This is a genomic window from Desulfogranum aggregans (assembly GCF_055398265.1).
Window position 1 is genome coordinate 4,137,891 of the sequence record NZ_AP042447.1, and the last position, 21,151, is coordinate 4,159,041.

The window sequence follows — 21,151 nt, forward strand, 5'->3', positions numbered from 1 at the left end:
CTAACTGAGTGGAGGAGTATTGCTAACGATTCTTTCACTGTGAAGTCAGCATGTTGCATATGCTGAAAATATACACTGCCTGCAGAATGGGTTACGCATAGGCTTGGTGTAAAATTTGGCTGCTGTTTTTTGTCTTTGCCGTTTCTGTAGGGCTTCAGGCAGCAGCATTACCACTTCTGGTGACCGTCGTCGAATCCTCGGTTGAGCGGTCAAGTCTTCTTGTTTGAGCGGTGCTTAATCTATGGGTAAAAAAAATGTAATTTTGCTTGCATTAAAAAAATAAGATCACGCTTCCGGCAATGGTCAGCAGAACATTGGCAAAGGCGTATGCACCGGTGTAGCCGAGAGATGGCATGGCGCTGTCAGCTTCTTTGGTGACAACACTGAGCGAAGCCCCACTGGTCATTGATCCGCAGATGCCGCCAAACAGCAAAACCGGATCAATTTTGAGTATTTTCCTGCCAAAAACGTATCCGACTACGATAGGTATCGTTGTTACCATGCCCCCTGCGATGATCAGAAGGGGGCCGGCGGCCATGAAGGTCGCGATGATGTCGCCGCCTGCCCTGAGACCGACCCCAGCCATAAACAACAGCAATCCCAATTCCATCAAGATCCAGCGGGCTGCGTCGGGAAGTCGACCAAAAGTTGGTGAAATACTCCGCAGGTAACCAATGATCAGCCCTGCTGAAAGAAGTCCCCCCGCAGAGCCAAGACCAATGGAGAGTTGGCCGACCTTAATGGCCAACAGGCCGATAAGTACGCCGAGGCAGGTGCCGAAACAGAAGGTCACCATATCGGTTTCGGCAATCTCCTGTTCAACATGACCAAGTTTTTTGCCTAATTTTTCGATGTTTTCGTTTGAGCCGACCACATTGAGGATGTCGCCTTTTCGTATCTTCAGATTTGGTGAGTGGGGCATCTCCATCCGCATGCGAACCACACTTTTAATCAGAACACCGTAGGTGAGAGGAATGTCAAGGTTTTCCGGAGACATGCCGATAATGTCCTTGTTGAGCACTACAATTTGAGCGGATTGAATATAGTCGCTCAGATTCACCTTCGGGTTGATCTCTTTGCAGTAGGTTGCGAATTTCCCTAAGACATCCGTAAAATATCGGGTGCCTGCCAAAATGTAGATCTCATCTCCCAATTGGAAGCGGTGGTCACGGCCCTCGTCGTCGTCGAGAAGCTTTCCATCCCTGACGACGCGGACGACTGCTGATTTGTCCCAAAATTTCTCCTTTAGCTCATCTGCTGACAGCAGGGTTGCCTGCTCGTCTATCACCCTGAGCGCCCGTGTAGAGTAATTTCGATCTATGGGCTTTTTGTTTTCAGAACCTTTTACCTCCAGTTCTGCGGACTGTTTTTTTAAATCTATCCCAACTATACCGGGCAGGAGTTTGATGATCGCAATCAACCCTGCAAGACCGAATATGTAGGTAATGGCGTAGCCGGTTGCAACATTACCGATCATTACTTCTGCGGTTATCCCGTCAGGAGGGACGACCTGGCCGCTTCTGATTGCTTCCTGAGCGGCCGCCAGGGTGGGTGAGCTGGTCAGGCCACCGGCGAGTAAGCCGGCAGAGGTACCTGGGGCCAGCGAAAGGAACTTCGTTGCCAGTAGAGCTACTGCAAATCCGGTGGCTGCTATAACAGTAGCAAGGGTGAAATACTTCAGGCCATCAGTGCGCAGCACGTCAAAAAATCTCGGTCCTGCCTGGTAACCAACAGAGAAGATAAAGAGAGCAAAGCCGACAGATTGGGCTCCTGGGGTGATGTGAAAATCAAAATAGCCAAAAAACAACCCTGCAAATAAAACCCCTGCAATAGGGCCAAAAGAAAAACTACCGAGTCGAATATTCCCAATGAGGTATCCAAGGCCTAAAATAAAAAACAGCATCAACGTATGTTGTTGATGCATCAGTTCAATCAGGCGCATAAAGAGATTGAGATCTTCCATTGGTTCCTCTTTAGGTGCGGGGTATGTGCGATGGCTGTTTGATCCTCAACAACATGCCAAAACTACGCATTAATTAAAAAATATCAATATGTTTAAAGTATTATGCTCTGCGCCGCATTGCTTTTCGTACCACCTGGTAAGCAGTGGCGAGGTTACTACGTAGCGCCGAATGGTGCCAGCGTGCAGCCACATCCCTGTGTCGGCATAGCTACAGCTGAAGCGGGATGTGTTGTGCGTGTCCCCATAGTGCGTCTGTTTCCTCAACACTCCTTTTTCGGTGCTCCATGCTCTTGCCTGATAAATGAAACGCAGATTTCTTGGATCGGTTTTTTCCATTTCGGCGGCGGCAACTCCAGATCCGGTTTGCGATGGCCAACCGCAATCAGTAGCGACAAACAGTAGCTATTGGTGATGTTTCTTTACAGACGCTTTGGTGATCAAAGCCACCCCATGGGATGGGGTTCAAACCCCAGGCTGGTGGCCTCGTGCTCTACGCAGGACCATCAACTTTCACGGTCGCAGGTGGAACCCCGAAGGGGGACGTTGCTGGGAAGAAGGAGATATGCAGGGGTTGCTCGGGAACGTCTCTCTTTTGGTCAAAAAAAGCTGGTGGCCCTGCGAACATGTCTGATGTCTTCAAACTTTATTTTTGCCTCGATGTCTTTTGGGCAGAAGAGTTGAATATTCAACCGCTATGGGCAACGAATACTTAAACAAGTAGGAGCCAAGCCGGCAAGAACAAAAGGAGGGGCGATTGTGCTATTGAGTGGAGCAGAGGGGGGGTGAATGCCGCGCTTCCCGGTGGAGCGCGGCATTCATGGGTCAGCTAGAGGGAACCAAACAGGTACGGCGAGCAGGGCTGGGCCCTGCTATTGTGAGGCGCCAAAGATAGCTTCCGGGCGGGTGGTGTCCCCTGTGGCGCTTGGGAAGGTTGGGTAAATGTAGGCTTTTTCACCTGATTCGAGCAAGTGGTTGGCCTCCTCCATGTAGCGGTTAAAACGGTGCTTGCACTCGTAAAAACCGTGCCACCAGGCATAATCCGGGGCCATCATAGCGGTGCCCATCCTGGCTCGACGGCCTTCATGGTGCCAGAGCTCGTAATATTCCACTTCCAGCATTTCATCGAAGAATTTGCTCTTATCGAGCAGTCCTTTGGCGTAAAGCTCATCCAGGACTTTTTTTGCCGGTTTGAAATAGTTCTCATTGTAATTTTCCACCGCTTTATCCAGGTCGGAGTAGTGTCCGTTGACCCAGGTCTGGCTATGGCACTGAATGCAAATCGCCTTCATCTTATCGCGTTCAGTTTGCCAGTTGGTATTCGCTGGAAACGGTTTAAATTCCGATGGCCGTATGGTCAGGGGCGCCTGGGTCTCCCAGGAGAGCCGCTCAGTGACATCGTGAGTAGTCATTACCTCGCCAGCGCCGGACATATGGCAGGATGCGCAGGTGGGAGAGCGATAGTCCAACCCAGGAGTCCAGGTGCCGGGGGCGGCGTCCCAATTGTATTCATCCTTGTAGGCGTGGTACATGGTGCCATGCTTGGATTCGTTGTAGATCTCTATCTGTGGATGATCCGGACCGAGGTGGCACTGGTCGCAGGCTTCGGGCATTCTGGCTTCAGCCAGAGAAAACCGGTGGCGGGTGTGACAGCTGGTGCAGGAGCCGAGCGAGCCGTCCAGGTTGACCCTTCCGACCCCAACGTTGGGCCAGGTTTCAGGGTCGATGTGACCATCTTTCATTTTCAGGACCGTGCCATGGCACGCATAACAGCCCGCTTTGCGCTCGGAATCGGAGTTCATGCCGCCATTAAGCCATGGGTCAAGCTTCCACATGATTTCGACGGTGTTTGCATGCTTGCTGCGGGCATACTGCTGTGATTCGTCGGGGTGGCAGCGCGAACAGTCTTTGGGTGTGACTGCTGCGGCAACAGGAACAAAATATTGTTTGTCTGCCCATTTGGAGTTGCCGCTCTCATAGACTTTGGCATGGGCGGTGCTGACGTCAAGGTCGGTTGGGTCTGCCATGTGGCAGTCCAGGCAGGTGATGCCTGAGCGGGCATGGCCGCTGGCTGCCCAGTCGGCAAAAAGTCCTGGGTGTTGCTCCTGGTGGCATTCGATGCAGGCCCTGGCAGCTTCAGGCATGCTGCGCGCCAGGCGAAATTGGCGCACCTGCATGAAGTTGCCGGTTGCCGATTCGTCCGCGACACTTTCCTCCTGAGCCGGGACAGTGGTAAGGCTCGCGGCCACAAATAACAGTACAGCAGTAACGATAGGCAACCATCTGTTCATAATGTACCCCCGAAAGTACCTGGATATTCAACTTCTCCTCTGGAATTAAACGTAATGCCCGGGGCGCGATAGGGCCCCCGGGCCTGCTTGTGCGCATAATAGGCGCGATCAACGTGGACCAGCATGTTGTGGCAGTCAACGCATTTTCGCTCGTAGCCTGGCCGGCCGTAAAGCGCGGAACGGTGCGCAAGCATGGCCCCGCGGCTCGTTGGAATATAGAGCAGGTTGCGGTGACATTTCTGGCAGTGGGTATTTTCCATATACCCGTAGGCGGCCTTTCTGTTCTCGGCACGATCATAGCCTTGGGGACCCTCGATCACGTGAACGACAATATCTTTTAAACCATGCAGGGTCTTGCTGTAGAAGAAGGCAAAGGTTTTTTCAGGCGGGGGGAGGTGGCAATCCATGCAGTTGGCTACGATGCCCTGGGGATTGTTTACGTGGCTCGAAGTCTGCCAGGACCTGTAGGCAGGAACGATTTCATGGCAACCCGCGCAGAAGTGGGGGGTGGAGGTGCGGGCCATGGTGTAATAGAGCAGGCTGAACAGTGGAAAGGCGATAATGATGCCTATGCCAATGAATACGAGCGGTTTGAAGAGACGTTTCATCGTGTGCGCACCTCTCTGCCTAGAAGGATGATTCTTTCGCACTACCTCTCGAATACAGCATCAACGTACAATGAATACTACTCCAGAATGCCATTTTTTTCCTGTGTTTTTTTTAAAATATATTAATATGCTACAAAGTGGTGATTGGTAATCTCGATTGAAAATGAATATACATGTTTTTCGTATCTTCTTCTGTGTGGTTTTTTATTAAATTACAATAAAAAAATTGAGTTTTTGCAATGCTTCTGAGGAAGATTCTGCTGTAACATGGTGATTGATCCTGTCGTTCTTTTGTCGAGCTGGATCAATGAGGGTTGACGGAGCGTGCAGGTGCAATGGAGCAACGCATCTGCTGGTACACTGATACATCAATGGTTGCCAACACAAGCTGAAGCGCTCATGGATGTCTGATAGGTCGGTTTGATGAGTCTCAGTGTCTGTATTCGTACCAGCTTTCTTCTCTGTCACCAATCTATCGGCAGAAATCGTGTTGTATACCGTCACGGATTGAGTATGTAGGGAACCGACAATTGGGAATATGGAGATGCGCAGCAGTCACTGATTGAGAGTATGGTGCCAGCTGTAATGGCATCATCATGCGGAGAGAAATATTAGGAGCGTTTCAGCAGCATATCGGAGCGAGAGGGCAGTATGAATTTGTTGGCACTCTGTAGTGAAAACGGTTAAAAAGTCCTTCCTGTAGGGGAGGGGGGTATTTAATAGAGCGCGGAGATGCGGTGGAGCCGGCTCTGCCTGCCACCTGTCGCTGGTACACCAACCGGTTCAGGAGAAAAAAAGAGCGATAAAAATAATTATTAATTGCATTCATCGCCAAGTAGTGTATGGTGTGCGCAACATCCTCTAAAGTAGAAGCAACATTCCTTTATGTAGTCCTCGTAAACTTCGTTGTTGTCCAGCGTTGAACGTCACTAGAGAAGTTCCTACTGCTTATTTACATTGGAAAACGGTATGAATGTGGATTGCTGCGAGTCGGCCCCTTGTCATGCCGACGGCTATCCCTCTATGGTTGGGTTGTTGACCTGACCAGACATGCATTTCTTTTTTGGAAATTGGTCCACTTAGTTGTGTGCATGTCAACTATACGACGGAGTTTTAATGAGTTTTAATACATTTGATTTTTCGCAGCAGATATGTGCAAACATCGCTGCCTGCGGCTATACCAGCCCAACGCCGATTCAAGAACAGGCCATACCCCCTGTTCTCGCCGGTCAGGACTGTGTCGGGCTTGCCCAGACCGGCACTGGAAAGACAGCAGCCTTTGTGTTGCCAATCCTGCAGCGGCTGCTCAACGGGAAAAGAAAGGGTATTCGAGCGGTCATTATCGCCCCGACCAGAGAGCTGGCAGAGCAGATTCACCAGAATGTGCGGAGTCTGGCTCACAATACTTCATTGCGAAGCGTGGTGGTCTATGGTGGTGTCGGTAAGCAGCCCCAGTTACGGGGGTTGCGCGCCGGAGTGGATATCGTCGTCGCCTGCCCCGGGAGACTGCTTGATCTGCTCACTGAGCCGGGGATATCTCTCAACCATGTGGGAACACTGGTTCTTGATGAGGCTGATCATATGTTCGACCAGGGATTCCTTCCTGATATCAAACGGATAATCAGGCAACTGCCGCAAAAAAGGCAGAATCTTGTTTTTTCCGCCACTATGCCTCGGGCCATTCAACGTCTTATTGACGATATACTGATCGATCCAGTTAAGGTGGAGGTGAATCACACTGTTGCCGCAGCAACCATATCCCATGCACTGTATAAGGTGGCAAAGCCCCGTAAGACGGTTCTTCTGAAAAAGCTGTTGTCCGGCAAGGAGATAACCAGTGCCGTGGTATTTACCCGCACCAAGTTCAAGGCCAAAAATCTGGCCATTCAACTGGAAAAGGCGGGACACAAGGCCGTTGCATTACAGGGAAACATGTCTCAGCAGAAACGCCAACGAGCGATGGACGGGTTTCGTGATGGCACCTTTACAATACTGGTTGCCACCGATATTGCTGCGCGTGGTATTGATGTGTCCGATATCTCCCATGTCATCAACTATGATGTCCCTGATACGGCTGAAACCTATACTCATCGGACTGGCCGGACCGGAAGGGCAGAAAAGCATGGACATGCCATTTCTTTTGCCGACCGGGGCGACATGTCGATGATAGCCCAGGTTGAACGCAATCTCGGGATGAAAATGGTGCTGGAGACCATGGATCTGCCTGTGGAAATGGAAAAGAAGAAGAGCAATAATCAGCGGCCATCGGCAGGCAATCAACCAAGAAAATACCCTGGTAAGGGGAGGAATCGGCGAACAAAAGTCATTTCCCCCATTGCCGGATAACGGAATCTGTAATGAATTTATGGTGACTCCGGGTGATGAGCATCCGGGGTTGCCGGTCAGACGGAAAGGTCTTCCGCTTGACCGTATCACAAAAGCCATCCCCAGACGGGGAGGCAATGAAAGGAGTTGGAGAAAATGGCAGAAGGAACAGTTAAGTGGTTTAACGATGCAAAAGGGTTTGGTTTTATTGAGCAGGACGGCGGCAAGGATGTGTTTGTGCATCACAGCGCCATCCAGGCCCAGGGGTTTAAATCGCTTGATGAGAACGCTCGGGTAAGCTTTGAGGTGGTTGATGGTCCGAAAGGTCCCGCTGCCGCAAATGTGGTGCAGCTGTAAGCGAGCTCGGCGTTTTGAACCTGCCTGGGGTAAACGCCACGGGCAGGTGATGAACAACATATATCGGCAACAGAGGAAAGCGTCGCACAACGGTTGTTTCCTCTGGTGCCTGCAGCATAGCGCAGTACGAATGTATGGTGACTCCGGGTGATAAGTATTCGGGGTTGCCGGTCAGCAGGAAAGGTATCCGACCTGACCGTATCACAAAAGCCATCCCCAGTCGGGGTGGCAATGAAAGGAGTTGGAGAAAATGATAGAAGGAACAGTTAAGTGGTTTAACGATGCAAAAGGGTTTGGTTTTATTGAGCAGGACGGCGGCAAGGATGTGTTTGTGCATCACAGCGCCATCCAGGCCCAGGGGTTTAAATCGCTTGATGAGAACGCTCGGGTAAGCTTTGAGGTGGTTGATGGTCCGAAAGGTCCCGCTGCCGCAAATGTGGTGCAGCTGTAAGCGAGCTCGGCGTTTTGTGAACCTGCCTGGGGTAAACGCCACGGGCAGGTGACGAACAACATATATCGGCAACAGAGGGACGCGTCGCACAACGGTTGTTTCCTCTGGTGCCTGCAGCATAGCGCAGTACGAATGTATGGTGACTCCGGGTGATAAGCATTCGGGGTTGCCGGTCAGCAGGAAAGGTATCCGACCTGACCGTATCACAAAAGCCATCCCCAGTCGGGGTGGCAATGAAAGGAGTTGGAGAAAATGATAGAAGGAACAGTTAAGTGGTTTAACGATGCAAAAGGGTTTGGTTTTATTGAGCAGGACGGCGGCAAGGATGTGTTTGTGCATCACAGCGCCATCCAGGCCCAGGGGTTTAAATCGCTTGATGAGAACGCTCGGGTGAGCTTTGAGGTGGTTGATGGTCCGAAAGGTCCCGCTGCCGCGAATGTGGTGCAGCTGTAAAATCTACGTTTACGCATCGCTTTAGCCCCGCACTCAGTGCGGGGCTTTTTTTTTGCTTTTTTTCCTGACGGCGAAACATAACCGCAACCTGAAACAAACGGTATTGATCCAGCCAGTGGGAGATGGCCATTGGCTGGATTTACAGCGTTTCCCTGCCGTTCTGCCTGCAAACCGCAGTGACCTTTCCGCACCGATGCCTCCCAAGAGAGAGGTCGAGCGCCGACGCAACACCCAGGTAACCCGACCCGACATCGTGTAGACATCACCCTGTATCCGGTCAGTTTTTGCTTCTCGCCACTGGACAACCCTCGGCATTTTTTCTAGTATGTCACCCTTCTGTGACCACGCCGGCCTTTCGGCTACCTTTTTACGAATATTGGAGGAAAAAGATGAAATCTTGGGCAAATATACTCGTGGTTCTTACTCTGGCCGTTTCCCTGAGTTCATGCGCCAGCCTCGACACCAACCAGAAACAGGGTACTGCCATCGGTGCCGGGGTCGGGGCCGGAGTGGGGGCAATTCTCGGCCAAGCCATTGGCAGCAATACGGAATCGACCCTGATCGGTGCCGGCATAGGAGCGGCTCTCGGTGGTATTGCCGGTAACCAAGTCGGGCTCTACATGGACAACCAGGAACGGGAACTGCGGAATGTGATGGCCATGTCGGAAGCTGCAAGTATTCGCCGGAGTCAGGATGTTCTGATTGCCACCTTCAAGGGAGAGGCCTTTTTCGCGTATGATTCCGCCTCCCTGCTGCCTGGGGGATACACAGAAATTTCCAGAATGGCGACCGTGCTCAACAAGTACCCGCAAACCCAGATCGAGGTGGCCGGCCATACCGATACACGTGGGTCTGAGCAGTATAATCAGCAGCTTTCCCTGCGCAGGGCTCGTGCTGTTGAAAGCGCATTAATTCAGCAGGGTGTGGCCGCTAGCCGGATAAGGGCTATCGGTTATGGTGAAAGCCGTCCCATTTCCTCGAGTGATGCCATGAATCGACGGGTGGAGGTAGTGATCATCCCGGTAACGCAGTGATCGCCATCAACCAGGCCAGCCAGAGAGCATCAGGCTTCTGATTAACCGTCGGGCCGTGACCGTTGGCCTACCTGTCCATGGTTCCAGTTTGCCTGAGTTGCCTGACATCTCGGGCCTGAATCCTAGGGCACCAGGAGCGTTCAAGTTCGGTTTGCGGTACAATAGAGAGCTTTTTTGGTTACTTCAAGGATGACCGGATGAGCAGGCATTGCCGTACCGGCAAACATTTACATGAGGAGAGTGCAGGTATTGATCAGGGGAGGAATACGGCTCGGCATACTGTATCTGCTGGTCTGGGCGGTCTCCGTTGTGTGGGATGGAGGGGGAGCGTTTTACCGTGAAGGTGTGGAGAGGACACTCGAATTTTTCCCCCTTGCCTTTGAGGTGGATCTGTTTGCCGCCTTTCTTTGCATGGCTTGCGCGTGGCACACGGCAGGTTTCTGGTTATGGGTGTATACGGTCAAAGGATCCCACCATAAAGCGGTTTTTCGCCATCCTTTGCCTGCTCAACCCCTCAGGCATTATTTTCGCCTGCGAATGCGGCGACCTACAGGTGCCGCTGTAACCAGCCTGCTGGGGCTTCTGTTTGCTCTGCAGGCCCTGCAGCAACTCCAATTTTCCTCGTTCGCCTCCGGACCGTTCGCTCTGGTCTATACTTTTCCGTTGCTGCCGGACTTAGGCAGCAGGGGGACGCCCTGGCTTGTCTATGGGGTGGCCCATCTTGGCGTTGTCGCCTTCGGTTGGTGGCTGCTGGGGGCAATGGCGGGCAAGCGGCATCGTCCCTCGAGGGATGGAAGCAATGCTTTTGTTCAGTATCAGGTACGGCGCAACCCTGTTGCCCAGGTTTTTGCGATTGTTGTTCTTCTCGCCCATTTGCCTCTTGCTTCGATAACCGCCGCCGCCTCTCCTCATCCATTCCACGGGGTGGTTGTGTTGTGTTCGTTGGCTGGCATGTCCCTGGCGGCTCTTGTGGGGCAGGCTGTCAGCCTTGGCATAATGCGGCGCCACGATATCTGGTTTGCAGCCCTGATAGAACAGGCCCGTCGTCAGGGTCCAGCGTCCGAGGAGTACATTGCCTGGGAATCAACCCTGACATTTTTGACCGGGGAGAAACCGCTGCCGCTCGATGGGTATGCAGGGATGGATTCACCGCCTTTTACGGAAAAGGGCGACAAGGCAAAGGCGTGGTCAGGATTTTTCAGCAAAAAAAGAGCAGCCAGGACCGCTGGCGCAAAACCGTCGCATGCTGCTGCCGGAGAGGCAAAGCCTCGTCGAACCCAAGCGCAGGCAAGTCGTGACGGTGAAAAACTGCTGGCAAGGGCAAAGACCTACCTGAAAAACAATAAGGCCGGCAAGGCGCGTGCGCTCTTACAGCGATTGACTGAGCATGAAGACCTCAGGGTTCGTCAACATGCCGACGAGTTATTGAGTGCCTGTCCGGCAAAGGATGCGAGCCGTTTTTCATTGCTCAGGATAGCGAGGATGTCGGCAGTTGCTGCCCTGGCTGTTGGGGTGGTGATCACACTTGGAGTAGCCTTGCAGTGGAGTACGTTGCCTGGAGCGGACGAAACCAGACAGTTGGCCCGCTCCGCCCATTTTCACGTGAAAAAAAAGAATGTCCAAGGGAAAAGCAGGGTTACGCTTTTTGGTAATCGATATGACTACAGCCTGAATATCAGTCGAGAAAATATTGCTGAAGCTTTTCAACAGGCGGTGATAGCCAGCGAGGACCACCGCTTTTATGAGCATAGTGCCCCCTATATACTGGCCAAATTTGCCCAAGCCGGCGCAATGTGTGCGGCATCGAAGCTGAATCCCCTCTCAGGCGGAGCCTGCCATGGGAACAGTACGCTTGCCCAGCAGCTTGCAAGAAATCTGTTCTTGAGTGAACAGCGATCAGTTGCCCGCAAGCTCAGTGAACTGCTATGGGCGTTGAAGATGGAAACCGGCTTGAGCAAGGATGAAATCCTTAATTTGTATATGAATCGCATCTACCTGGGCAACGGAAATTATGGGGTAGAAATGGCGGCCCGCGACTATTTTCAGAAAAAGGCGTCCGACCTTGAAACGACGGAGGCGGCCTATCTGGCTGCAGCGATCAAACGACCGGGATGGAATTGGCATCAGGACCGGGAGGGAGCGAGCCAGCGCGCCAGGCTCATCCTTGCCCTGATGAGGCAGCATGGGTACACGGATGCGGACCACGTGTTGCCTGAAAATTTCAGGCCCTGGAGCGGAAATAGACAGGTGCATAAACCCTACCTGGGGCACCTGTGGCAATGGGCCAAAAGTGATATTGCGCCGATTATGCAATCAATGCCTGATGGGAACTACAAGGTCCTGACCAGCTTAAATGCAGAAGTGCAGATATATGCGGAAAAAGCCCTGCATAACGAGGTGGCGCGGTTGCAAAAAAGGGGGAAACCGGTAAGCCAGGGGGCGGTGGTCGTCATGCGTCCCGATGGGCAAGTGCTGGCCATGGCTGGAGGGGTTGGAGAGAGAGGGCGATATTTCAATCGAGCTAAACGGACAGAGGGCCTGTTGCCCCGTCCTCCAGCCTCTGCGTTTAAACCTTTCGTCTATCTGGCCGCATTGGAGTCGGGGCTTGAGCCCGACTCACGTATTTATGCAGGGCCGGTCTCCATCCCCATGCAGGGGAGTGCCAAACCTTACCAGCCGAGAAATCACGATGGGAAGCAGTACGCCTATGTCAGTCTGCGCGATGGGCTGGTCCATTCCATCAATACGGCGGCGGTTCACCTTCTGTACAGTCATGTGGGCTTTGAGCGATTGTTCGGCACGGTTGAGCGTCTTGGCATAGCGCCGGATACCATGAGAAAACAATGGGGCGTGGCGCTTGGCCAAAACGGGGTTTCCCTGATAGAGATGACAGCGGCTTACTGCGTTTTTGCCAATGGCGGAAAAGCGGTGCAGCCATATACCGTGAGGGCAATAACCAGTGAATCCGGAAAGACTATCTGGCACCGACCGGAAGAAAAGGCTAAACAGGTTTTTCGACGCGAAGATATCTCCGACCTCAACTCGATGCTGCGTGATGTTGTCCGCTACGGCACCGGTCGGCGAGCAACCGAAGGCCTCTCTGGCGCAGTCATGCTTGCCGGAAAAACAGGCACCGGCGATGGGTTTGTTGACGCCTGGTTTATCGGCTATACTGCCGACCTGGTGATAGGGGTGTGGCTGGGCAATGATCAACCGACGACTATGGATGGGGTGTACGGAGGTACCGGTCCGGCCAGAGTGTACAATGACCTGATGAGAAAATTAATCGATTACACCGATATTACCTCGGGAACAGGTGCGCTTCCCTGAGTCATTGCACTCGGTACCCTCCTGTCAACCGTTTGGTTCCTCGTATTTATAGCCGATGCCATAGGCCGAGCGGATGAGCTCCAGGTTGGGACAGGCCTGCGCTATTTTCAGGCGGAGCTTCTTGACGTGGCTGTCCACTGTGCGATCATTGACTGCACGGTGATCCTGGTAGATGCGATCAATGAGCTGGCTCCGGGAGAAAATTCGGCCAGGCTGGGAATAGAGGACTGCAAACAGCTCAAATTCCACCTTGGTGAGCCCCAGGTCCTTGTCGCGAAGAAAGACGCGAAAGCCTTCCCTGTCAACCATCACTACCTCACTTTCAGATGACGGGCTCGTGCTCGCCCGTCGGAGTACAGCCTTTACCCTGGCCACCACTTCCCTGGGGCTGTAGGGCTTACAGATGTAATCATCCGCCCCCAGCTCAAGGCCTATCAATCGGTCAATCTCCTCCGCTCGGGCTGTGGCCATAATAATGGGTACCTGGGAGAATCTGCGTATATCCCGACACAGGCTGATGCCGTCTTTGCCCGGCAACATGATATCGAGCACAATCAATTGTGGCGAATGCTGCCTGACCCAGTTCTCCACCTCTCCGCCATCATCGAGGATGTGGGCGGAGAACCCTGCAGCCTCCAGGTAATCGCTGAGCAGTTCAGCCACAGGTGGTTCATCTTCTACGACGAGGATTATCTGGCTCATGTTGTCTCCTTATGAGTCGGAAGGGTGACCTGAATCCAGAGCCCCCCTTCCGGGGCATGTTGAGCAGTGATGGTTCCCTGATGCGCGGTCACGATCTGTTTGCAGATGGCGAGCCCGAGACCGGAGCCGCCCAGGGCCCTGCTGCGGCTTTGCTCAACCCGGTAGAGTCGATCAAAGAGGCGGGGCAGTGCCTGATCCGGTACCCCGGGGTGGGTATCCCGTATTCCCAGACGGATTGATAACGGATCTCTCTCCAGTACTACCGTGATTGTCCCGCCCCTGTCCGTATACCTGATCGAGTTGGTTAGGAGGTTACCGATCAGCTGCTGCAGCCGTTGACGGTCACCACGGACCAGTGCCGTCTCGGGAAGCGGGTGCATGTCAAGGTGAAGCCCTGCCTCCTCTGCCTCCTGCTGATAGGCGTTCAGCTCGTCTTTCACCACCCGGCAGAGGTCAAGCTCTTCAGTAATAATGGAGAGAGAGGCTCTATCGGCACGGGCCAGATCGTTGAGGTCTTCCACCAGTCGGCTCAATCGCATTACCCCTCGGTGCAGATTATCGTAGGTCCGCTGGTCCGGATGGCGGATGCCATCCTGCAGGGCCTCGATTTCCCCACGGAGAGTGGTAAGCGGGGTACGCAGTTCATGAGCAATATCGCTTACCCACCGTTTTCGCTGAACTTCGTTTTCCTCCAGGGTCGCTGCCAGTTTATTCATATCGGCAGACAATCGTCCCAGCTCATCCTTTGCCTGTTGAGGAACCCTGGTGGCGTAGTTGCCGCCTATCAGCGCTCTGGCTGCATCAGAGAGACGCCTGATGGGTTTGGTCAGGTGGTAGGCCAGGGGCAGAGAGATGCCGATGGTGATGAAGACCGCGGCAATGCCCACCAGCAGGATCACCAGTCGCTGTTTTTCCACAAACAGGAGCTGGTGGGTCTCGGATATCTTCTGCGGCGGGTAGAGGCCGAGGGTGCCGACCTGGGAGCCGCTATGCATGATCGGAATCAGGTGGGGCGGTTTTTTCCTGCCCTGCCTGTAACCGAAAATGACCTGTTGGTTCATATCGAAAATAACGGTTCGCTGGATAGGATGGCGGGGACGCTTGCTCCCTTTTTCCGGTGGCGTCAATATCCAGTCCGGGAGTTCATTCTTTTTGGCCATTTCCAGTAAACGGTCCCTTTTCTTTCCCTCGGGCATGGTACGCGCATGCAGTTCCAGCATCATCAGGGGACGGTCCATGAGCAGCTTCCATTTCCCGTATTCGGCGTAATAAGTCTCTATCTGCCTGGCCAGTTGCTGCGCTTCCTGCTGCTCTTCCAGGTTGACGTATTCAAGGAAGCCACGGTCAAAACTCCACTGAATCACCGCCGCCATGTAGCCGACAACCGCCAGGGCGGCAAAGAGTATGGCTGTGAAGAGTTTATATTGAATCGATAGGTTCATAGGCATGGGGGGAGAAAGGTACCTTTCCTGGTTTTGTCCTCACCCATGACAATAGGACAATTTGTGTAAGAAATCTTCTTTTGCACAATGTTTTCTCATTTCTTCGAAATTAGCAGACTACGTTGTAAGCCAGGCAGGTAACCACACTCCAGTTTTTTCAACGAAATGCTCATGAAGAATACCACAAAAAAAAATCCCATCAGCCGTAAGCTCCTGTGCTCGCTGCTGTCAGTGCTTCTGCTCTCAGGGTGCACTGCACGGGTTACAAGGGAGCCGGAAGCTTCGATTGCCCTTCCGGCGGCCTTTTCCCGTTCCGGTAACGGTGTGTTGGCGCAAAAGTGGTGGCTCTCTTTTGGCGATCAGCAATTGAATACGCTCATCGAACAGGCATTGAGCGATAATTTTACCCTCAAGAGTGGCTGGGATCGCCTGCACCAGGCACAGGCGGTGTATGGGAGAACCAGGTCCGGCCTGTTTCCCTCCCTGGATGGTGAAGCGGACGGCAGCCATACGTTCGAGCATACTGACGGAGTGATGGAAAAGAGTGATACCTTGTCTCTGGGGCTTGCCGCCGCTTATGAGGTTGATCTGTGGGGCAAGATCGGTTCAGAGGTGGAGGCAGCCAGGTTCGATGTGGAAGCGACCGGGGCTGATCTTGATGCCGCCGCCATGACCCTGGCTGCGGAGGTTGCCGCCACCTGGTTTGATTTAGTGGGGCAAAGCGCCTCCCTCTGGCTGCTTGAGGTGCAGATCAGGACCAATACCAAGGGACTGGACCTGATCACGGTCCAGTTTCGCACGGGCCAGGTTCCCTTTGCTGACGTACTCCAGCAGCGGCAGCTGATCGAGTCCCAACAGGGTGACCGGGAGCAACTGCTGGCCCAAAAAGCGCAGACAGAGCATGCGCTGGCCATTTTACTGGGGGCGGTTCCCGGCTCTGGCGAGTGGTCAGTGCCTGCACAGCTGGTTGAATTGCCGGGGTTGCCTGCCACCGGCATCCCGGCGGAGGCGATTCAATCCCGTCCGGATGTCCGCAGCTCGTTTCTGGCTCTTCAGGCGGCCGACCAGCGGGTGGCGGTGGCCGTGGCTGACCGATACCCCTCGTTGCGCCTGAGCGCGTCGCTTGAAACCATCAATAGACCCTCCACAGACATTTTCAGCGATTATCTGGGTTCCCTCATGGCCGGGCTGACCGCACCTCTTCTCGACGGCGGTTCGCGGAAGGCCGAGGTGCGACGGACGCGGGCGGTGGCAGCAGAGCAACTGCACCTCTATGGCCAGGCCCTACTGGACGCCGTGGGGGAAGTGGAGGACGCCCTGGTGAAAGAGCGTCGCCAGCAACTGTATATCCAGAGCCTGGATGCACAGCTGGACCTGGCAGAAAAAACCCTGGAACAGGTCAAGGATCGCTATCTCAAGGGGGTGGAGGATTATCAACGGGTGTTGACGGCACTTATTTCCCTCCAGTCGCTTCAGCAAACGCGGATCAGCGCCCACAAGGAACTCCTGTTGTACCGGATTGAACTGTGCCGAGCCCTGGGCAGTGGCTGGAAATACAGTAAGGCGTGATCCCTCTGGAGGGTTAGGAAAACAGACAAGAAGAGTAATGAGAGGATATGAATATGCAAGACGTGGAAAGAGACAGGTTGCCCGATCAGCGGTTATCGGCAGAAACACCGGCACCACAGGGCCGGGCTCTGCGATCTGCGGTGCTTTTCTGTATTCGCTACCTGCTTCCGGTAGCAGCACTGGCGGTTGGAGCGGGGATCACCCTCTTATTGATGAATACCGGACCGCAGGCTCGCCCTGTCCCGCCAAAAACAACTGGCGTTGGGGTGCGAACAACAACCATTGCCTATGACGCCTATCCGACCATGCTCCATGCCATGGGCGTGGTGAAGGCCGCGCGGTCGATTGAGCTGAATCCTCAGGTCAGCGGGAAGGTGACGGCCCTGAGTGAACATTTTGTCCCTGGTGGTAGGATCGTCGAGGGGGATATGCTGCTCCAGCTTGATCCTGCGGATTATCTGCTGGCCATGACCCAGCAGGAATATGCGGTGGTGCAGGCCCGCAACAACCTTATACTTGAAGAGGGAAATCAACTGGTGGTGAAGCGGGAGTTTGAACTGCTGGGAGAAGAGGTGTCGGCGGCGGAAAAACGACTGATGCTCAGAGAGCCCCAGCTCAGCACCCTGCAGACAGAACTGACCATTGCTCAGTCCAAGTTGGAACAGGCACAGCTTAATCTGGCTAGAACCACGGTCAGGGCGCCCTTTAACGGGGTTGTCCAGGCAAAGAGCGTGGATATCGGTACCTGGGTGTCAACCGCTACCCCCCTGGCGACCCTGGTAGGTTCGGATAATTACTGGGTGGAGGTATCGGTCCCCGAAGAACAGCTTCAATGGATTTCGCTGCCCTCCGGTCTGGAAAAAACCGGGAGCCTGGTCAAGGTGTACAACCCAACGGCATGGAATGATGTCCTTTATCGTGAAGGCCGCGTGATCCAGTTACTCCCGGGGCTCGAGACCAAGGGACGCATGGCGAGGCTGCTGATTGAGGTGAAGGACCCGCTGGCGCTGCTCTCGGAGAATACAGGGAAACCGCAGGTATTAATAGATTCCTTTGTTCGGGTGGTTATCGAGGGCAGACCCATTGATATGGCCGTCAAACTCCCTCGGGAGTACCTGCACGACGGCAATCGGTTATGGGTTTTTTCATCTTCAGGGGAGTTGGGGATTCGTGAAGTGGAAATAGGCTTCAGAAATCGGGAGAGTGTATTGATCACCGAAGGTATCAGTGATGGGGAAGAGGTGATTACCACCAACATCTCCACCCCGGTTGAGGGGATGGTGCTCAGCCGATTGGGTTCGCACACCTCCGGTCAGGGGCAAACAGGAGGAAAAGGTGTTGCCAACGAGCAGAGAGCCCGCCCCGAAGGAGAGCAAACCGATGCAAAATAGATTGAAGCAGTCCTCCGGTCCCATCGCCTGGATGACCCGCAACCGGGTCACTCCCAATCTGCTTATGGTGTTTCTGCTGTTGGGCGGGGTGTTCAGCGCACAGCACATCAAGAAAGAGGTTTTTCCCGAATTTGAGCTTGATACAGTGAGTATCAGCGTTGCCTATCAGGGATCAAGTCCGGAAGAAGTTGAACAGGGCATCATCCTAGTGGTGGAGGAGGCGATTTCCTCCATTGAGGGTATCAGCGAGATATCCGCTACCGCTTCTGAAGGTAGTGGACAGGTGGCCGCGGAGTTGCAGGATGGGGTTGATCGCCAGAAAGTCCTGCAGGAGGTCAAGCAGGAGATCGACCGAATCACCACCTTTCCCGATGATGCCGAAGAACCGGTGGTCTCCCTGAGTTCGCGCAAGCGGGAAGTGCTGCAGCTCAGCCTGTACGGTAACGCCAGTGAGCTGGTGCTGCGGGAACTGGGAGAGCAGGTACGCGATCGACTGCTCCAGCAGCAGGGGATTTCGCAGGTGAGTATCGTCGGCGCCAGAGATCTGGAGATTCATGTGGAGGTGAGCCAGGAAACACTCCGTGCCCATGGGCTGAGCATGGAAATGGTTGCCTCGGCGATCAAGGAGGCCTCGGTGGAAATTCCTGGCGGTGAGATCAAGACCGATGCCGGAGAGATACTGTTGCGGGTACGTGATCGCCGTGATTGGGCGTCTGAATTTGCCCACATCCCTGTCATCAGTGGTGATGACGGAACGGTGCTCTACCTGGATGATATTGCGGAGGTCAGCGAGGGGTTTGAAGACAGTGATCGGGCTGTCACTTTTAACGGCCAACCCACCATTGCCATGGATGTCTACCGGGTGGGTGATGAAACACCGATTGGAGTTGCGGCAAGCGTTCGGACGGCCATGGCGGAAATCGCACCGGACCTCCCGCCGGGCATATCCTGGAAGATCAGCAGAGATCAATCAGAGGTCTATGGTCAACGCCTGGAACTGCTGTTGAAGAATGCCGCCATCGGCCTGGCACTGGTGCTGGTGCTGCTGGGGCTGTTTCTCGAGATCAAGCTGGCCTTCTGGGTAACCATGGGTATCCCGATCTCCTTTATGGGGTGTCTGCTCCTGCTGCCGGGGTTTGATGTATCAATCAATATGATCTCCATGTTTGCCTTTATTGTCGCCCTGGGGATCGTGGTCGACGATGCCATTATTGCCGGGGAGAATATCTACGAGTACCGTCGGCATACCAATGGATATCTGGAGGCTGCCATTGCAGGGGCGCGGGATGTGGCAGTTCCCATTACCTTCAGCATCCTGACCAATATTGCGGCCTTTCTGCCCATGCTCTTTATCCCCGGGGTGATGGGGAAAATCTGGAAGGTGATCCCGATTGTGGTCATCACCGTGTTTGTGGTGTCATGGGTGGAATCGCTTTTTATTCTTCCGGCCCATCTCGCCCACAGCCATTCCGGTCGGGGCAATCGCTTTGGGCGTTATATTGCTGATCGACAGCAGGCCGTCAGCCGTGGCCTTACCCATTTCATTGAATCGGTATACGGTCCAGTACTCCATGGGGTTCTTCGTTACCGCTACCTGACGGTTGCCGCAGGCATTGCATTGCTTATGGTGATCGCAGGGTATGTCTTCAGTGGAAGAATAGGGTTAATCCTCATGCCCAGGGTGGAGTCTGACTATGCGGTGGTGACCGCCACACTTCCCTATGGCAGTCCCATGGAAAAGGCTGAGCAGGTTCGTGAGCGGCTGGTCGGTTCCTTGCAACGGATACTAGACAGGCAGGATGGCCAGACACCGGTGACCGATGTTTTTACCAGCATCGATGATAGCCAGGTTGAAGTGCGCGCTTTCCTGGTTGATCCGGAGCTGCGCACCTTGTCCACCCGACAGTTGACCGGCTTATGGCGAAAGGAAACCGGCTCCATCCCGGGACTGCAGTCACTGCGTTTTGAATTTGACCGGGGAGGTCCGGGACGGGGAAAATCACTTTCTGTTGAATTATCACATCGGGATATTGATACCCTTGATCGTGCAAGCGCTGCATTGGCTGAGCAACTCAGTGGTTTCAGTCAGGTGACCGATGTGGATGACGGTTTCACGCCCGGCAAGGAACAGCTCGATTTCAGGATTACCCCGGAGGGGGAAAGCCTGGGGTTGACCGGTGCGGCCATTGCCAGCCAGGTACGCAACAGCTTTCAGGGGGTTGCAGCCCTCAAGCAACAGCGTGGACGAAACGAAGTGACGGTGCAGGTACGGTTGCCCGAGGAGCAACGGTTGAGCGAGTATGATGTGGAGACCATGTTCATTCGAACGCCTGACGGCGATTATGTGCCCCTATCGTACGTGGCGGAGATGGAACGGGGCAGGGCATACAGTGTAATCAAGCGACGAGACGGGAGGCGAACCGTGACTGTTGGCGCGGATGTGGAGCCCATTGGTGAGACCGGAATTGTCCGGACGGCATTGGATACCACCATCCTGCCGGAACTGGTCAAGATTTATCCCGGCCTCTCCTATAGCTACCAGGGGCGGCAGGCTGATATGCAGGAAAGTATCGGCAGCCTTTTCCTGGGGCTCGGCGGGGCGCTGCTGGTGATCTATTTCCTGTTGGCGATCCCCTTCAGGAGCTATGTTCAGCCGATAATCGTTATGACTGCCATTCCCTTTGGGGTTGTCGGTGCGGTGCTTGGCCACATGGTCATGGGCTACAATCTGAGTGTCATGAGCATGATGGGCATTGTAGCCCTTTCCGGGGTGCTGGTGAACGATTCCCTGGTGCTGATTGATTTTGCCAATAAAGAACGTGCCCGGGGGCTTTCGGTTTATGCGGCCATCCACCGTGCAGCCACAAGGCGCTTTCGGCCGATCCTGCTCACTACTCTGACCACCTTTGGCGGTTTGGCGCCCATGATTTTTGAAACTTCCCGTCAGGCAAGGTTCATGATCCCTATGGCGCTCTCCCTGGGCTATGGCATTCTCTTTGCGACCTTGATTGTGTTAGTACTGATCCCTTGCCTGGTGCTGGTCTGTGATGATCTCGGCCGACTGCTGCATCGGCTCTATGCACCGGCAGGGAAGGCTCTCCCGACAGCAGAGGGAGAGCCGGTGGAGGCACCGGCGGCAGCGGGCAAGAACGGATAACGTTCCGAGGCTTGAAAGAGTACGCTCAGCTCGAAATGATGCCGTCGCGGGATCACCAAGAAAAAAGCGGGCCAGGAAAGA

14 protein-coding genes are annotated in these 21,151 nt (G+C 54.0%); 9 read left to right on the plus strand and 5 right to left on the minus strand.

Features of this window, described 5'->3' with window-relative positions:
* Positions 1-271: 271 nt before the first annotated feature.
* The 3 genes from ACZ52Z_RS18240 to ACZ52Z_RS18250 form a co-directional block, all read right to left on the minus strand.
* Positions 272-1,963 carry an aspartate:alanine exchanger family transporter gene (locus ACZ52Z_RS18240; protein WP_464268208.1) on the minus strand — a complete coding sequence of 564 codons (1,692 nt, stop codon included), beginning with the start codon at positions 1,961-1,963 and terminating at the stop codon, positions 272-274.
* Positions 1,964-2,832: 869 nt separating this feature from the next.
* Positions 2,833-4,251: a multiheme c-type cytochrome gene (locus tag ACZ52Z_RS18245; protein WP_464268209.1), complete on the minus strand. Its 1,419-nt coding sequence runs from the start codon at positions 4,249-4,251 to the stop codon at positions 2,833-2,835.
* Positions 4,248-4,859 (minus strand): cytochrome c3 family protein, encoded by a 612-nt coding sequence (locus tag ACZ52Z_RS18250; protein ID WP_464268210.1) that lies wholly within the window; start codon positions 4,857-4,859, stop codon positions 4,248-4,250. The genes ACZ52Z_RS18245 and ACZ52Z_RS18250 overlap by 4 nt, the downstream gene beginning before the upstream one ends.
* Positions 4,860-5,975: 1,116 nt before the next feature.
* On the opposite strand from ACZ52Z_RS18250, the gene ACZ52Z_RS18255 reads away from it, so the two are divergent.
* The 6 genes from ACZ52Z_RS18255 (at position 5,976) to ACZ52Z_RS18280 (ending at position 12,809) form a co-directional block, all read left to right on the plus strand.
* The gene (locus ACZ52Z_RS18255; RefSeq protein WP_464268211.1) at positions 5,976-7,205 is read left to right on the plus strand and encodes a DEAD/DEAH box helicase; all 1,230 of its coding nucleotides are present in this window, start codon (positions 5,976-5,978) and stop codon (positions 7,203-7,205) included.
* 135 nt (positions 7,206-7,340) lie between these two features.
* Complete coding sequence (locus ACZ52Z_RS18260) at positions 7,341-7,541, plus strand: cold-shock protein (RefSeq protein ID WP_464268212.1); 201 nt, start codon at positions 7,341-7,343, stop codon at positions 7,539-7,541.
* A 250-nt stretch (positions 7,542-7,791) separates the two neighbouring features.
* A complete protein-coding gene (locus ACZ52Z_RS18265; protein ID WP_464268213.1) occupies positions 7,792-7,992 on the plus strand; it encodes a cold-shock protein in 201 nt (66 codons plus the stop codon).
* A 252-nt stretch (positions 7,993-8,244) separates the two neighbouring features.
* A complete protein-coding gene (locus ACZ52Z_RS18270; protein ID WP_464268213.1) occupies positions 8,245-8,445 on the plus strand; it encodes a cold-shock protein in 201 nt (66 codons plus the stop codon).
* A 389-nt stretch (positions 8,446-8,834) separates the two neighbouring features.
* A complete protein-coding gene (locus tag ACZ52Z_RS18275) occupies positions 8,835-9,479 on the plus strand; it encodes a YiaD family glycine zipper/OmpA-like lipoprotein (protein ID WP_464268214.1) in 645 nt (214 codons plus the stop codon).
* A gap of 240 nt (positions 9,480-9,719) precedes the next feature.
* Positions 9,720-12,809, plus strand: coding sequence for a transglycosylase domain-containing protein (locus tag ACZ52Z_RS18280; protein WP_464268215.1), 3,090 nt, complete (start codon positions 9,720-9,722; stop codon positions 12,807-12,809).
* Between the two features lie 24 nt (positions 12,810-12,833).
* Here ACZ52Z_RS18280 and ACZ52Z_RS18285 read toward each other — a convergent pair whose 3' ends face one another.
* Both ACZ52Z_RS18285 and ACZ52Z_RS18290 read right to left on the minus strand, forming a co-directional pair.
* Complete coding sequence (locus ACZ52Z_RS18285; RefSeq protein ID WP_464268216.1) at positions 12,834-13,511, minus strand: response regulator; 678 nt, start codon at positions 13,509-13,511, stop codon at positions 12,834-12,836.
* Complete coding sequence (locus ACZ52Z_RS18290; protein ID WP_464268217.1) at positions 13,508-14,953, minus strand: ATP-binding protein; 1,446 nt, start codon at positions 14,951-14,953, stop codon at positions 13,508-13,510. Before ACZ52Z_RS18290 ends, ACZ52Z_RS18285 begins: the two co-directional genes overlap by 4 nt.
* A 171-nt stretch (positions 14,954-15,124) precedes the next feature.
* Here ACZ52Z_RS18290 and ACZ52Z_RS18295 point away from each other — a divergent pair, with 171 nt between their 5' ends.
* From ACZ52Z_RS18295 to ACZ52Z_RS18305, 3 genes are read left to right on the plus strand one after another with little or no spacing between them, the layout of a single operon-like run.
* Positions 15,125-16,522: an efflux transporter outer membrane subunit gene (locus tag ACZ52Z_RS18295; RefSeq protein WP_464268218.1), complete on the plus strand. Its 1,398-nt coding sequence runs from the start codon at positions 15,125-15,127 to the stop codon at positions 16,520-16,522.
* 47 nt (positions 16,523-16,569) lie between these two features.
* A complete protein-coding gene (locus ACZ52Z_RS18300; RefSeq protein ID WP_464268219.1) occupies positions 16,570-17,913 on the plus strand; it encodes an efflux RND transporter periplasmic adaptor subunit in 1,344 nt (447 codons plus the stop codon).
* A complete protein-coding gene (locus ACZ52Z_RS18305; protein WP_464268220.1) occupies positions 17,903-21,070 on the plus strand; it encodes an efflux RND transporter permease subunit in 3,168 nt (1,055 codons plus the stop codon). Before ACZ52Z_RS18300 ends, ACZ52Z_RS18305 begins: the two co-directional genes overlap by 11 nt.
* Positions 21,071-21,151 lie beyond the last annotated feature (81 nt).